At 68.6% G+C, this 13,927-nt stretch carries 11 protein-coding genes; 10 read left to right on the plus strand and 1 reads right to left on the minus strand.

Annotated elements, in window-relative coordinates; all coding sequences use genetic code 11:
- Positions 1-322: 322 nt before the first annotated feature.
- The gene (locus DMH01_RS30610; protein WP_125680837.1) at positions 323-1,609 is read right to left on the minus strand and encodes a PLP-dependent aminotransferase family protein; all 1,287 of its coding nucleotides are present in this window, start codon (positions 1,607-1,609) and stop codon (positions 323-325) included.
- A gap of 170 nt (positions 1,610-1,779) precedes the next feature.
- On the opposite strand from DMH01_RS30610, the gene DMH01_RS30615 reads away from it, so the two are divergent.
- The 10 genes from DMH01_RS30615 to DMH01_RS30660 all read left to right on the plus strand — a co-directional run bounded on the left by DMH01_RS30615 (position 1,780) and on the right by DMH01_RS30660 (position 13,801).
- Complete coding sequence (locus tag DMH01_RS30615; protein WP_125680839.1) at positions 1,780-2,610, plus strand: alpha/beta fold hydrolase; 831 nt, start codon at positions 1,780-1,782, stop codon at positions 2,608-2,610.
- On the plus strand, positions 2,607-4,343 hold the full coding sequence (locus tag DMH01_RS30620; RefSeq protein WP_125680841.1) for an amino acid adenylation domain-containing protein: 1,737 nt from the start codon (positions 2,607-2,609) through the stop codon (positions 4,341-4,343). Before DMH01_RS30615 ends, DMH01_RS30620 begins: the two co-directional genes overlap by 4 nt.
- A 14-nt stretch (positions 4,344-4,357) precedes the next feature.
- Positions 4,358-5,548: a cytochrome P450 gene (locus DMH01_RS30625; RefSeq protein WP_125680843.1), complete on the plus strand. Its 1,191-nt coding sequence runs from the start codon at positions 4,358-4,360 to the stop codon at positions 5,546-5,548.
- A 102-nt stretch (positions 5,549-5,650) separates the two neighbouring features.
- On the plus strand, positions 5,651-6,712 hold the full coding sequence (gene hppD / locus DMH01_RS30630; RefSeq protein WP_125680844.1) for a 4-hydroxyphenylpyruvate dioxygenase: 1,062 nt from the start codon (positions 5,651-5,653) through the stop codon (positions 6,710-6,712).
- Positions 6,709-7,779 (plus strand): alpha-hydroxy acid oxidase, encoded by a 1,071-nt coding sequence (locus tag DMH01_RS30635; protein WP_125680846.1) that lies wholly within the window; start codon positions 6,709-6,711, stop codon positions 7,777-7,779. Before hppD ends, DMH01_RS30635 begins: the two co-directional genes overlap by 4 nt.
- Positions 7,780-7,784: 5 nt before the next feature.
- A complete protein-coding gene (locus tag DMH01_RS30640) occupies positions 7,785-9,194 on the plus strand; it encodes an NDP-hexose 2,3-dehydratase family protein (RefSeq protein ID WP_125680848.1) in 1,410 nt (469 codons plus the stop codon).
- Between the two features lies 1 nt (position 9,195).
- A complete protein-coding gene (locus DMH01_RS30645) occupies positions 9,196-10,161 on the plus strand; it encodes an NAD(P)-dependent oxidoreductase (protein WP_125680850.1) in 966 nt (321 codons plus the stop codon).
- Entirely contained in the window at positions 10,158-11,267 is a 1,110-nt protein-coding gene (locus tag DMH01_RS30650; RefSeq protein WP_125680852.1) for a DegT/DnrJ/EryC1/StrS aminotransferase family protein, read from the plus strand. Before DMH01_RS30645 ends, DMH01_RS30650 begins: the two co-directional genes overlap by 4 nt.
- Before the next feature lie 16 nt (positions 11,268-11,283).
- Positions 11,284-11,901: a dTDP-4-dehydrorhamnose 3,5-epimerase family protein gene (locus DMH01_RS30655; protein WP_125680854.1), complete on the plus strand. Its 618-nt coding sequence runs from the start codon at positions 11,284-11,286 to the stop codon at positions 11,899-11,901.
- Positions 11,902-12,097: 196 nt separating this feature from the next.
- Entirely contained in the window at positions 12,098-13,801 is a 1,704-nt protein-coding gene (locus DMH01_RS30660; RefSeq protein ID WP_125680856.1) for a glycosyltransferase family 39 protein, read from the plus strand.
- Positions 13,802-13,927: the final 126 nt, after the last annotated feature.

Here is a 13,927-nt window from a genome sequence, read left to right on the forward strand (position 1 = left end):
GGCGTAACTCGCGTGATCAGAGGCGTAACTCGCGTGATCAGAGGCGGATCGCCTCCAATCACGCGAGTTACGCGCTCAATCACGCGAGTTGCGCCCTGCGTGCCATGGCAGCTCATATCGAAGTACGTGAAGGCCCCCTTCATCGCGCTAGACGCAGTGAAGGGGGCCTTCACGTACTTCCGAGGCCGGTCGCGGATCCGGAGGTGTTGCGAAAGCCACTTTCGCAACCTCCAGCGTTGCGAAAGTGGCTTTCGCAACACTTCGAGACAAGAAAAGGCCCCCATCCCGCGAGGATGGGGGCCTTTCCCGTACCAGAGCGACCTCAGGGAAGCCGCGGCGTGATGAGCGCCGCGAGCCGCGCGACGCCTTCTTCGATCAGTTCCGGTGTGAGCAGGCTGATCGACAGCCGGAGCTGATGGAATCCGCCCTTGCCGCCGTAGAAGTGGTGCATCGGGGTGAACAGCACGCCGTGGTCGCGGGCGGAGATCTCCAGGAGTTCGTCGTCGACGACGAACGGGACCGTGACGGTGACGAAGAAGCCGCCGGTCGGGGTGTTCCAGCTGACGCCGGCGCACGAGCCGAGCCTGCGGTCGAGTTCGCCCAGCGTCAGCTGCAGGTTGCGCTGGTAGATGGCGATTTCCCGCTCGTTGGCCTTGGTGAGGCTGAAGTCGTTGAGCAGGAGTTTCCCGGCGATCACGGCTTGGGCGATGGGGGAGGTGTTCACCGTGAGCATGCCCTTGAGCTTCGAAAGCTGGTCGGCGTACAGGCCGCCGTCGGCCATCCGCTGGTCCGCCACCGCGAAACCGACGCGGGCGCCGGGCATGCCGGTTTTGGCGAAGGATCCGATGTAGACCACGGAGCCCGACCGGTCGAGTGACTTCAGTGAGGGCAGCCGCTCGGAGCCGAACAGCCCGTACGCGTTGTCCTCCAGGAGCAGGATCCCGTTCTGCTCCGCGACGTCGAGGAGACGGTGGCGCGAAGGCAGATCCATGCTGGTGCCGGTGGGGTTGGCGAAGTTGGGGGTCACGTAGCAGGCCCGGACCCGCTTGCCCTGTTCGTCGGCGCGCTTCAGCTGGAGGACGAGGTCGTCCGGGTCGATGCCGTTTTCGGTCGAGCGCACCGGCCACACGGGGGTGTCGGTGAGCAGCGCCGCGCCGGTCAGCCCGACGTAGGTGGGGGCGGGGGCGAGCAGCACGTCCCGGTCGCCCGCGCGCAGGGTGCGCAGGACCAGGAACATGGCCTCCTGCGCGCCGACGGTGACGACGACGGATTCCGGGGCGGCGTCGATGTTCTCGTCTTCGGCGATGTTCCTGGCGATGAGGTCGGCGATGACGCCCTTGGTGGTGCCGTATTGGAAGAGCGTGCGGGTCACCCCCGCCTCGTCCAGTTTTCGATCTTCGCGCAGATGTGCGCAATAGGCGTCGATGTACTCGTGAATGAGCCGGATGTCGAAGAATTCCTCGTACGGCCGTCCTGCCGCCATGGAAATGGCCACAGGGTATTCGTCGATCAGTTCGTTGAGCAGATTCATCGACGAGATGGCCGGATCGGTGAGCGATCCATGCAGCGTTTCCACGTTCCAGTGAGTGGACAGACCGTTTGAATCCATGAATACTAGGATTTCCATACGCCGTTCAGGTGTCAAGAACAGGCCGTGGACGCCATTTTCGGAGAATGTCCATCGCCGATGGTTCGGACACTCGATCCCCGAAGGTACGGTCGGCTCCGCGCCCCCTCATCGAATCTCGGCGCAGCGGCCCTTTTCCCTCAAGGAGCATCATGCTGATGACAACCGAGAACGGGATCCGGTTGTCCTACAACGACTGTGGTGACGGCCCGCCTGTCCTTCTGCTGACCGGCACCGGCGCGCCGAGTTCGGTGTGGGACCTGCATCAGGTTCCCGCGCTCCGCGCCGCCGGTTTCCGCGTGATCACCATGGACAACCGCGGCATCCCGCCGAGCGACGACGGCGCGGGCGGGTTCACGATCGCCGACCTCGTCGACGACGTGGCCTCCCTCATCGAGTATCTCGACGCGGTGCCCTGCCGGGTGATCGGCACGTCGATGGGTTCGTACATCGCGCAGGAACTCGCGCTCGCCCAACCGGAACTGCTCGATTCGGTCGTGTTGATGGCGGCCTGTGGCAAGAGCAGTCTCGTCCAGCGGGAGCTCGCCGAGGGCGAGGCGAAGCTGATCGAGCAGGGCATCGAGTTGCCGCCGGGGTTCCTCGCCGCCGTCCGTGCCATGCACAACCTGGGGCCCGCGACCCTCGCCGACGACGACGCCGCGGCCGACTGGCTCGACCTGTTCGCGGCGTCGAGCGCTTGGGGGCCCGGCGTCCGGGCACAGCTGTTGGTGAGCGCGCTGCCGGACCGGCTCGACGCCTACCAGGCGATCAAGGTGCCCTGTCACGTCATCTCGTTCGAGCACGACCTCGTGGCGCCCCCGGCCGGCGGGCTGGAGCTGGCCTCCGCGATCCCCGGCGCGACGTACCGCACGATTCCCGAGTGCGGGCATTTCGGTTACCTGGAGAACCCGGAAGCGGTGAACCGCGAGCTGATCCGGTTCCTCCGCGCCGGATCGCGCGAGACACTGGGAGAGACCGTATGACCGTCCTTTCGGCGGCCACGACACCCGATCTGTTCGAGGCGACCGCCGCCGTCCTGCCGGATCGGCAGGCGGTGGCGATGGACACCACCACCCTCACCTACGCGGAGCTGAACGGCGAGGCCAACCGGCTCGCCCGGCGGCTCGTCGCGCACGGCGTCGGCCCGGAGCGGCTCGTCGCGCTGGCGATGCCGAGGTCGATCGAGTTCGTCATCGCGATCCTGGCCGTGCACAAGGCCGGCGCCGCGTACGTGCCGGTCGACCCGGACTACCCGGAGGAACGCAAGCGGCAGATGCTGGACGACGCGGCGGCGCACTGCCTGCTGTGCCTGCCGGGGCAGGACGTGGCCGGTGCCCCCGTCGTCCTGAGCGTGGAACGAGAACCGGGACCGTCCGAGCCGAACCTGGACGACGGCGACCGCCTCGGCCCGTTGCGCCCCGACCACCCGGCGTACGTCATCTACACCTCCGGTTCGACGGGGCGGCCGAAGGGCGTGCTGGTCACGCACCGGGGGATCCCGAACCTGGCCGACGACTACGTGCGCCGTCAGGAACTGGGGCCGGAGAGCAGGTTGCTGGCCTTCGCCTCGCCCAGTTTCGACGCCGCGGTCGCCGAGTTCTGGCCGATCTGGCAGGCGGGTGGCTGCCTGGTGCTGGCCTCCGCGCCGGATCTGGTCCCCGGCGAGCCGCTTTCCCGGCTGGTGCGCGACCAGCGCATCACCCATGTCACGTTGCCGCCGTCCGCGCTGGCGCCGCTGGAGGAGTCGGGCGGGCTGCCCGCCGGGCTGACCCTCCTCGTCGCCGGCGAGGCGTGCCCGGCCCCGGTCGCGAAACGCTGGGCGGTGGACCGCGTGATGATCAACGCCTACGGCCCGACCGAGACCACGGTCGCGGTCACCGCGAGCGAGCCGTTGACCGGAGAGGAGACGCCGCCGATCGGCAGGCCGATCACCGGTGTCCGCACCTACGTCCTGGACGATCGGCTGCGGCCGGTCGAGGACGGTGACGTCGGCGAGCTGTACACGGTGGGGCCGGGCCTGGCCCGCGGTTATCTCCGAAGAGCGGCCGCGACCGCGGAACGGTTCCTGCCGGATCCCTTCGGTGAGCCGGGCGGGCGCATGTACCGCACCGGGGACCGGGTCCGGACCCGCGCGGACGGCCAGTACGTCTTCGTCGGCCGGGTCGACGATCAGCTGAAGGTGCGCGGCCACCGGATCGAACCGGGTGAGGTCGAGGCCGCGCTGCTGGCGGTGGACGGCGTGGCCCAGGCGGTGGTGACCGAGCACGAGAACAGGCTCGTGGCCTATGTGGTCGGCGCCGGTGGCGAGCGCGTTCCGGCCGAGCGGCTCCTGACGCCGCTTCGCGCGCAACTGCCCGGATATCTCGTGCCCGACGTGATCGTCGGCTTGCCGAGCCTGCCGGTCTCGCCCAACGGCAAGATCGACCGGGTCGCCCTGCCCACGCCCGAAGAGGAGCACGCCGGGCGCGCGGCGGCGGGCCGGGAACCGCTCACTCCCACGGAGATCATCCTGGTCGAACTGTTCGCCGAAGTGCTCGGCGTCAGCAGTGTCGGCGTGGACGACAGCTTTTTCGAGATCGGCGGCCATTCGCTGCTCGCGACCCGGCTCGTGAGCCGCATCCGGGAACGCCTGAAGATCCGGCTGAGGGTGCAGGCGTTCTTCGACGCGCCGACGGTGGCCCGGCTGGCCAAGGTGCTCGACGGCGCACACACCTGACCTGGAGACCATTCATGCAGACGACGACAGCCGTCGACCTCGGCGATCCCGACCTCTACACGACCTTGGAGCGGCACGACCGGTGGCGTGAACACGCGGCGGAAGACGCGATGGTGTGGAGCGAGCCCGGCAGCTCACCCGGCGGATTCTGGTCCGTGTTCTCGCATCGGGCGTGTGCCGCGGTGCTCGGGCCGTCGGCACCGTTCACCTCCGAGTACGGGATGATGATCGGTTTCGACCGCGAGCATCCCGACAACTCCGGCGGCCAGATGATGGTGGTCTCCGAACAGGATCAGCACCGGAAGCTGCGCAAACTGGTCGGGCCGCTGCTTTCGCGTGCGGCGGCGCGGAAGCTGTCGGAGCGGGTGCGGGCCGAGGTGTCCGGCGTCCTGGACCGCGTGCTCGACGGCGAAGTATGCGACGTGGCCGCGGCGATCGGGCCGCGGATCCCCGCCGCCGTCGTCTGCGAAATCCTCGGTGTGCCGCCCGAGGACCAGGACATGCTCATCGACCTGACCAACCACGCGTTCGGCGGCGAGGACGAGCTGTTCGACGGGATGACCCCGCGCCAGGCGCACACCGAGATCCTCGTCTATTTCGACGAACTGATCACCGCGCGCCGCGCGAGCCCCGGCGAAGACCTCGTCAGCACCCTGCTTTCCGATGACGAACTGTCGATCGACGACGTCCTGCTCAACTGCGACAACGTGTTGATCGGCGGCAACGAGACGACGCGGCACGCGATCACCGGCGCGGTGCACGCTTTCGCCACCGTGCCAGGGCTTCTGGCGCAGGTGCGGGAAGGGGACGTGGACGTCGACACCGTCGTGGACGAAGTGTTGCGCTGGACCTCACCCGCGATGCACGTCCTGCGTGTGACGACCGGGGAGGTCACCCTCAACGGCCGTGACCTCGAACCGGGCACGCCGGTGGTCGCGTGGCTGCCCGCGGCGAACCGGGATCCCGCCGTGTTCGAGGACCCCGACACGTTCCTCGCGGGGCGGAAACCCAATCGGCACATCGCTTTCGGGCACGGTATGCACCACTGCCTCGGCTCCGCGCTCGCGCGCATCGAGCTGGCGGTCGTGCTGCGGGAAGTGGCCGAGCGAGTGTCGCGAGTGGAGCTGACGAAGGAGCCGTCCTGGTTGCGGGCGGTCGTAGTGCAGGGCTACCGGGAACTCCCGGTGCGGTTCACGAGCCGCTGAGTGTCCTATATGGACTGAGCTGTCAAGCGGACACCATTGATGGGGAAATGGCTTCGCGCCATCCTGTGCATGAGGATCACATCTATTCCACGGAGGAATGTCTTGTCTTCTCACGAAAGCACGCAGAATTTCGAGATCGACTATGTGGAAATGTACGTGGCCGACCTCGAGGCCGCCGCGTCCGGCTGGATGGACAGGTACGACTTCTCCGTCGCGGCCACGGACCGGTCGGACGACCACCGGAGCGTGACGTTGCGGCACGCCGAGATCGTCCTGGTCCTCACCGAGCCGCTGACCGACCGGCACCCGGGGGCGACCTACCTGCAGACCCACGGTGAAGGGGTGGCGGACATCGCGCTGCGCACTCCCGACGTGGCCGCCGCCTTCGAGACCGCCGTGAAGGCGGGCGCGCGGCCCATCCGCGAGCCGGAGAAGCGCGCGGACTCCGTCGTCACGGCCACCGTCAGCGGTTTCGGCGATGTCGTGCACACCCTGGTCCAGAGCGACGACACCGAGGAAACGGCGGCGGTCTTCCGCGGCAAGGGCGGCGTGGACCTGAACGCCATCGACCACTTCGCGGTCTGCCTGAACGCCGGCGACCTCGCTTCCACGGTGGCGTACTACGAGCGCGCCCTCGGGTTCAAGCAGATCTTCGAAGAGCACATCGTGGTCGGTGCCCAGGCGATGAACTCCACCGTCGTGCAGAGCACCTCCGGTGCGGTCACCCTCACCCTGATCGAGCCCGACAAGACCGCCGACCCCGGCCAGATCGACGACTTCATCAAGGAGCACCACGGCTCCGGCGTCCAGCACATCGCGTTCACCAGCCCGGACGCGGTCCGCGCGGTCAAGGAGCTTTCGGCGCGGGGCGTGGAATTCCTGAAGACGCCGGACGCCTACTACGACCTGCTCGGCGAGCGGATCGAGCTGGAGACGCACTCGCTGGACGACCTGCGCGAGACGAAGCTGCTCGCCGACGAGGACCACGGCGGCCAGCTGTTCCAGATCTTCACCGCCTCCACCCACCCGCGTAAGACGATCTTCTTCGAGATCATCGAGCGCCAGGGCGCCGGCACGTTCGGCAGCTCCAACATCAAGGCCCTGTACGAAGCCGTTGAGCTGGAGCGCACCGGGCAGAGCAAGATCGGCCCCGCCCAGCGATGACCCCTCTCTGCCTCGACGACCTCGAACGTGCCGCCCGGGCGGTCCTCCCCGGCGAGATCTGGGATTTTCTCGCCGGGGGCAGCGGGACCGAGGCCTCGCTGGAGGCCAATCGCACCGCGCTGGAGCGGATCTTCGTGATCCCCCGGATGCTGCGCGAACTCTCCGGCGGCACCACCGAGGCCGAGGTTCTCGGCCGGCGCGCCGCGCTCCCCGTGGCGGTCGCGCCGGTCGCGTACCAGCGGCTGTTCCATCCCGAGGGTGAGCTCGCGGCGGCACGGGCGGCGCGGGACGCGGGTGTGCCGTACACCATCTGCACGCTCAGCAGTGTCCCGCTGGAGGAGATCGCGGCCGTCGGTGGACGGCCGTGGTTCCAGCTTTACTGGCTGCGCGACGAAAAGCGGTCGCTGGAGCTCGTACGCCGGGCGGAGGACGCCGGCTGCGAGGCGATCGTGTTCACCGTCGACGTGCCGTGGATGGGACGGCGGCTGCGGGACATGCGGAACGGCTTCGCGTTGCCGGAATCGGTGACGGCGGCCAACTTCGACGCCGGCGCGGCCGCGCATCGCCGTACCGAAGGGCTTTCCGCCGTCGCCGACCACACCGCACGCGAATTCGCCCCGGCCACTTGGGAATCCGTCGAGGCGGTCCGTGCGCATACGGACCTTCCGGTGGTGCTCAAGGGGATTCTCGCGGTGGAGGACGCCGTGCGGGCCGTCGACGCGGGTGCCGCCGGGATCGTGGTGTCCAACCACGGAGGCCGTCAGTTGGACGGCGCCGTACCGGGGATCGCGATGCTGGGCGAGATCGCGGACGCGGTCTCCGGTGGCTGCGAAGTGTTGCTGGACGGCGGGATCCGGACCGGCGGGGACGTGCTCAAGGCGCTCGCCCTCGGCGCGTCCGGTGTCCTCATCGGACGGCCGGTCATGTGGGGACTGGCCGCGGACGGCCAGGAGGGCGCCCGGCAGGTGCTCGACCTGCTCGCCGTCGAACTCCGGAACGCGATGGGCCTGGCGGGCTGCGATTCGGTGAGCGCGATCCGGCGGTTGAGCACTCGGTACGAAAGGTGAGGTCCATGCTGCCCCTTCTCGCACCCGTGACGGTGCGTCCTCGCGACGACCGCGACCACGCGGACCGCATCGCGTTGTCGGCCGCGACGACCGGCGGGGTCCACATGCCGACCAAGGACGTCCGCCTGTGGATCGACGAACGCCGTGAGGCCAACGTCTTCCACGTCGAACGCATTCCCTTCGCCGACCTCGATCAGTGGCGGTTCGAGGACGTGACCGGGAACCTCGTGCACAGCAGCGGGCGGTTCTTCGCCATCGAGGGGCTGCACGTGGTCGAGGCCGACGGCCCCCACGGCGACGGCCCGTACCGCGAATGGCGGCAGCCGGTCATCAAACAGCCCGAGGTGGGGATTCTCGGCATCCTGGCGAAGGAGTTCGGCGGCGTCCTGCATTTCCTCATGCAGGCCAAGATGGAGCCGGGGAACCCCAACCTGGTGCAGCTCTCGCCGACCGTGCAGGCCACGCGCAGCAACTACACCAAGGCGCACGGCGGCACGAACGTCAAACTGATCGAGTACTTCGCCCCGCCCGACCCGGAACGGATCATCGTCGACGTCCTCCAGGCCGAGCAGGGCTCGTGGTTCTTCCGCAAGTCCAACCGCAACATGATCGTCGAGACCGTCGACGACGTGCCGATGTGGGACGATTTCTGCTGGCTCACCCTCGGCCAGATCGCGGAGCTGATGCACGAGGACGAGACGGTCAACATGAACGCCAGGAGCGTGTTGTCCTGTCTGCCGTACCACGACGAGGCTCCCGGCGCGCTGCTGTCCGACGTCCAGCTCCTGTCCTGGTTCACGAACGAGCGTTCACGCCACGACGTGCGCGCGCGGCGTATCCCGCTCACGGACGTCTGCGGCTGGAAGCAGGGCGTCGAAGCGATCGAGCACGAGGACGGCCGGTACTTCAAGGTCCTCGCCGTCGCGGTGAAAGGGAGCAACCGCGAGAAGATCAGCTGGACACAGCCGTTGCTGGAATCCGTCGGCACGGGCGTGGTCGCGTTCCTTGTCCGCGAGATCGACGGCGTGCCGCACGTCCTGGTACACGCCCGCGCCGACGGCGGATTCCTGGACACCGTGGAGCTGGCGCCGACCGTCCAGTGCACGCCCCAGAACTACGCGCATCTGCCCGCGGAGAGCCGCCCGCCGTTCCTCGACTTCGTGCTGAACGCGCCACGATCGCGGATCCGTTACGAGGCCATGCATTCCGAAGAAGGCGGCCGTTTCCTCAACGTCCGCGCCCGGTATCTCGCGATCGAGGCGGACGACACGGTGGAGGCTCCGCCCGGCTACGCCTGGGTGACCCCCGGCCAGCTCACCGCGCTCACCCGGCACGGGCATTACGTCAACGTCGAAGCCCGCACCCTGCTCGCCTGTATCAACGCCGCGACGGCACAGCCGCAACGAGAGGCATGACATGAAACAGATCACCGTGCTGGGGGCGTCGGGTTTCGTCGGCTCGGCCGTGACGCGCGCGCTGGCGCGGCAACCGATCCGGTTGCGCGCGGTGTCGCGCAGGGGGCTCGCTCTGCCGGGCGGCCAGGCCGAAACGACCGTCGTCGCCGCCGATCTCACCGACCGCCCCGCGTTGGCCGAAGCGGTCGCGGGCTCGGACGCGATCGTGTACCTCCTCCTCGCGGACGGCGGATGGCGGGTCGCCGAGACCGAAGAAGCCGAACGCGTGAACCTGGGCGTGATGCGGGACCTCGTCGACGTCGTGAGCGGACAGCCGCTGGTGCTCTACGGCGGTGCCGCGTCGCAGGTCGGTGTCCCGCCCCGCGAGCCGATCGACGGGAGCGAGACCGACGAACCGGGAACCCCGTACGACCGGCAGAAACTGGCGGCGGAACAGATTCTCAAGAAGGCCACGGCCGACGGCCGCGTGCGCGGGATCAGCCTGCGGCTGCCCACGGTGTTCGGCGAGACGCTGACCGAGGGCGCGAACTCCGACCGCGGCGTCGTGTCCGCCATGGCGCGGCGCGCGCTCGACGGGCAGGACCTCACCATCTGGGGCGACGGCACCGTGCGCCGCGACCTGGTCCACGTCGAGGACATCGCGACCGCGTTCACCGCGGCCTTGGCCGCCCCGGAGGCACTCGTCGGCGGGCACTGGCTGCTCGGCGCCGGCCGGGGAGACCAGCTGGCCGACGTCTTCCGGCTCGTGGCGAAGGAAATGGCCGCGCACACCGGACGAGGCCCGGTGGACGTGCTCTGCGTCGATCCTCCGTCGCACGCGCCGTCGACGGATCTGCGCAGCGTCACCATCGATTCCACGCCGTTCCGGGCGGTCACCGGCTGGCGTCCGGAGATCTCACTGCCCGAAGGAGTGCGTCGCACCGTCGCCGCGCTGACCACCCCAGTTCACGGAAAGGCTCGCACATGACCACGCGCGTATGGGACTACCTCGCCGAATACGAGACCGAACGGCTCGATCTGCTGGACGCGGTCGAGACGGTCTTCAACTCGGGGCAGCTCGTGCTCGGCGCAAGCCTGCGCGGTTTCGAAACGGAATTCGCCGCGTACCACGGCGTCGGGCACTGTGTCGGTCTCGACAACGGGACGAACGCGATCAAGCTGGGCCTCCAGGCGCTGGGCGTCGGCCCGGGCGACGAGGTGATCACGGTGTCGAACACCGCCGCCCCGACCGTCGTCGCCATCGACGGCACGGGCGCCACCCCCGTCTTCGTCGACGTCTGCGAGGACGACTTCCTGATGGACACCGGCCAGGTCGAAGCCGCGATCACCGAACGCACCAAATGCCTGGTGCCCGTGCATCTGTACGGCCAGTGCGTGGACATGGCGCCGCTGAAGGCGCTCGCCGCGAAGCACGGACTGTCCATTTTGGAGGATTGCGCGCAGGCGCACGGCGCGCGGCAGAACGGCACGATCGCGGGCACGACCGGCGACGCGGCCGCGTTCTCCTTCTATCCCACCAAGGTGCTCGGCGCGTACGGCGACGGCGGCGCGGCCCTCACCACCGACGAGACCGTGGCCGCGAAACTGCGCCGGCTGCGGTACTACGGCATGGAGGAGCGCTACTACACGGTCGAGACCCCTGCTCACAACAGCCGGTTGGACGAGGTCCAGGCCGAGATCCTGCGGCGCAAGCTCAAGCGGCTCGACGCTTACACGGCGGGCCGCCGGGCGGTCGCCCAGCGCTATGTCGACGCCCTCGGTGACACCGAGCTGAAGCTGCCGAAGACCGTCCCCGGCAACGAGCACGTGTACTACGTGTACGTCGTGCGGCACCCGCGCCGCGACGAGATCCTCGAACGCCTCAAGGCCTACGACATCCACCTGAACATCAGCTACCCGTGGCCGGTGCACACCATGACCGGGTTCGCCCACCTCGGTTACGAGAAGGGCTCGCTCCCGGTCACCGAGAAGCTGGCAGGCGAGATCTTCTCGCTGCCGATGTACCCCGCGCTGTCGCCCGACCTGCAGGACAAGGTCGTCCACGCGGTCCGCGAAGTGCTGTCCACCCTCTGACCACAGGAGCAAAACCGTGCAAGCACGCAAACTCGCCGTCGAAGGCGCGCTCGAGTTCACTCCGCGCGTCTTCCCCGACGACCGGGGCCTGTTCGTTTCGCCGTACCAGGAGGAGGCGTTCATCGAGGCCCACGGCGGCCCGCTCTTCCCGGTGGCGCAGACGAACCACAGCCGGTCGAAACGCGGTGTGGTGCGGGGTATCCACTACACCGTGACCCCGCCGGGCACCGCGAAGTACGTCTACTGCCCCCGCGGCAGGGCCTTGGACATCGTGGTCGACATCCGCGTCGGCTCGCCGACGTTCGGCAAATGGGACGCGGTCCTGATGGACCAGGAGAACTTCCGGACGATGTACTTCCCGGTCGGGGTCGGCCATGCCTTCGTGGCGCTCGAAGACGACACCGTGATGTCGTACATGATCTCCTCGCCCTACGTGGCGGAGAACGAACTCGCCCTCTCGCCCCTGGACCCCGCCCTCGGCCTGCCGATCGACACCGACGTCGTGCCGATCCTGTCCGAGCGCGACACGGCGGCACTGACGCTCGGCGAGGCGGAGGGGCAGGGAATGCTCCCCGACTACAACGCCAGCCTGGAAATCGAACGGCGGCTGTCCGTTCTCCCGCTCTCCGTCTGACTTTCTCTTCACCCGAGCCCGGCCGACGAGGGCCATCACGGACCCGACTCGGTGTCGCCCGAACGGCGGCGCCGACCGTGATGGCCCTCGAAGGCGCGGGCGCCTTACCGGGTAATCGATATCCAGGGCGGGCCGGGCGCACCGGTCCGCCGGGGGAAGGACGCCGAACTTGACGACCGATGGCCTTCAGCCGTCAATGGACACTTCGAAGTGGATCGCCTGGGTGCGGCGGCACCAGCGGTGGTTGCTCGCGGGCGCCGTGATCGCCCTGCTCACGCAGATGGCGATCGCGATGATCACGACCGCCGTGGAACAGTCCCCGACCATCGACGAACCGGTCTACGTCGGCACCGCGGTGGTCTACCTCGAAGAGCACAGCCTGCGGTACAACCCCGAACATCCCCCGCTGGGCAAGCTCATCATCGCGACCGGGGTGGCCTTCACCGATCCGAAGGTCGCCCCCGGTTTCAACGGTCACGAGTGGGAACTCGGCAAGCACGTCGTCTACGAGGCGGGCAACGATGCGGAACGGCTGATGCTGTTCGCCCGGCTGCCGGTGATCCTGCTGACGTTGCTGTTCGGCCTGGTGGTCTTCGCGTTCGCGTCCGATCTGACCGGCCGCGCCGGCGGGCTGCTGGCGCTCACCCTGTTCACCTTCTCGCCCGACGTCATCGCGCACGGATCGCTGGCGACGCTCGACGTGCCGGTGGCCGGGTTCCTGCTGACGTCGGTCTGGCTGGTGTGGCGCGCCCGGCGCAGACCAGGTCTCTACCTCCCGCTCGCGGGGCTTGCCCTCGGCGCGGCCACGGCCACGAAAGTGCTTTCCCTGGTGGCGGTTCCGGTGCTGATCCCGCTGGCCGTGCTGTCCGTCTGGCATGCCCGCCGTGCCCGCGGCCTGGACCTGAAGACCCCCGCCCTGCTGATCGGACGCGGCCTGCTGGCGGCCGCCGGGATGGCGCTGATCGCGATCGCCGTCGTGTGGGCGTCCTACCTCGTCGTGGATCCGCGGCTGCGGTGGGAGACGCCGGAGGGAATGCAACCACTCCACGGGATGCGCACCCTCGTCGACTGGCTGCCGTTCCCACAGCCGTTGAAGGACGGGATGCGGTTCCAGTTCGAACTCGAAGACCACGTGTGGCACAACTTCCTGTTCGGCAGGCACTACACGGGATCGCTCTGGTACTACGGGCCCGCCGCGTTGCTGGTGAAGACGCCGCTGGGCGCGCTGGCGATCTGGCTGGCGGGCGCCGCCGTGCTGCTGTCGGTCCGGCGGCTGCGCCCGGCCGCGCCGTACGTGCTGCTCCCGACTGCCCTGCTGATGGCCACGGCCATGGTCATCGTCCGCGACAACGGGGTGCGGTACCTGGCCTTCGCGCCGATGTTCCTGGCCGTCGCGGCGGCCGCCGTGGTCGTCGTCCGCAAACGGTGGGTGAAAGCGGCCGCGGTACTCGTGGTGGCCTTCGCCGCGGTCAGTTCGCTGATGACGTTCCCGTACTACCTCCCGTACTCCAACGAGGCGTTCGGCGGCCCGGAGAACACCCATCGGTACCTGCTGGATTCCAACGTCGACTGGGGACAGGACCTGGGCCGCCTGGCGGACCGGCTGAAGAAGGACTACGCGGGTGAACGCACCTGGCTCGTCTACCAGGGGAGCGGTCTGCCGTCCCACTACGGCATCGACGCCGCCGATCCGCTCACGGTCCCCGCGGACCAGGTGCACGGGGTGCTCGCCGTGTCGGATTCCGCGGTCTTGGGCGCCTTCGACGACCCCATGGGCGGTGGTGGCACCGGCGGAGGCGGCCAGACCGGCGGCGCGACCGGCGATCTGGCGGCGCTGATCGCCGGCAGCACGCCGGTCGAGAGAGTGGGCCACTCCATGACGATCTACCGCCGTCCGTGACACCCGTTCGGTCCACTTGAGACAGTCGTCGCATGTCGCGAAAGCCACTTTCGAGACACCAGATGTCCCGAAAGTGGCTTTCGCGACATGGTCCCGCCGGTCCCGAATCGTGAGCCTGTACCGATT

It is taken from the genome of Amycolatopsis sp. WAC 04182, assembly GCF_003947465.1.
In the GTDB taxonomy this organism is placed as follows: Bacteria; Actinomycetota; Actinomycetes; order Mycobacteriales; family Pseudonocardiaceae; genus Amycolatopsis.

Coding starts and splice junctions, on each gene's coding strand:
- DMH01_RS30610 (WP_125680837.1), bottom strand. CDS start 1,609: ATGGATTCAAACGGTCTGTCCACTCACTGGAACGTGGAAACGCTGCAT.
- DMH01_RS30615 (WP_125680839.1), top strand. CDS start 1,780: ATGCTGATGACAACCGAGAACGGGATCCGGTTGTCCTACAACGACTGT.
- DMH01_RS30620 (WP_125680841.1), top strand. CDS start 2,607: ATGACCGTCCTTTCGGCGGCCACGACACCCGATCTGTTCGAGGCGACC.
- DMH01_RS30625 (WP_125680843.1), top strand. CDS start 4,358: ATGCAGACGACGACAGCCGTCGACCTCGGCGATCCCGACCTCTACACG.
- DMH01_RS30635 (WP_125680846.1), top strand. CDS start 6,709: ATGACCCCTCTCTGCCTCGACGACCTCGAACGTGCCGCCCGGGCGGTC.
- DMH01_RS30640 (WP_125680848.1), top strand. CDS start 7,785: ATGCTGCCCCTTCTCGCACCCGTGACGGTGCGTCCTCGCGACGACCGC.
- DMH01_RS30645 (WP_125680850.1), top strand. CDS start 9,196: ATGAAACAGATCACCGTGCTGGGGGCGTCGGGTTTCGTCGGCTCGGCC.
- DMH01_RS30650 (WP_125680852.1), top strand. CDS start 10,158: ATGACCACGCGCGTATGGGACTACCTCGCCGAATACGAGACCGAACGG.
- DMH01_RS30660 (WP_125680856.1), top strand. CDS start 12,098: ATGGACACTTCGAAGTGGATCGCCTGGGTGCGGCGGCACCAGCGGTGG.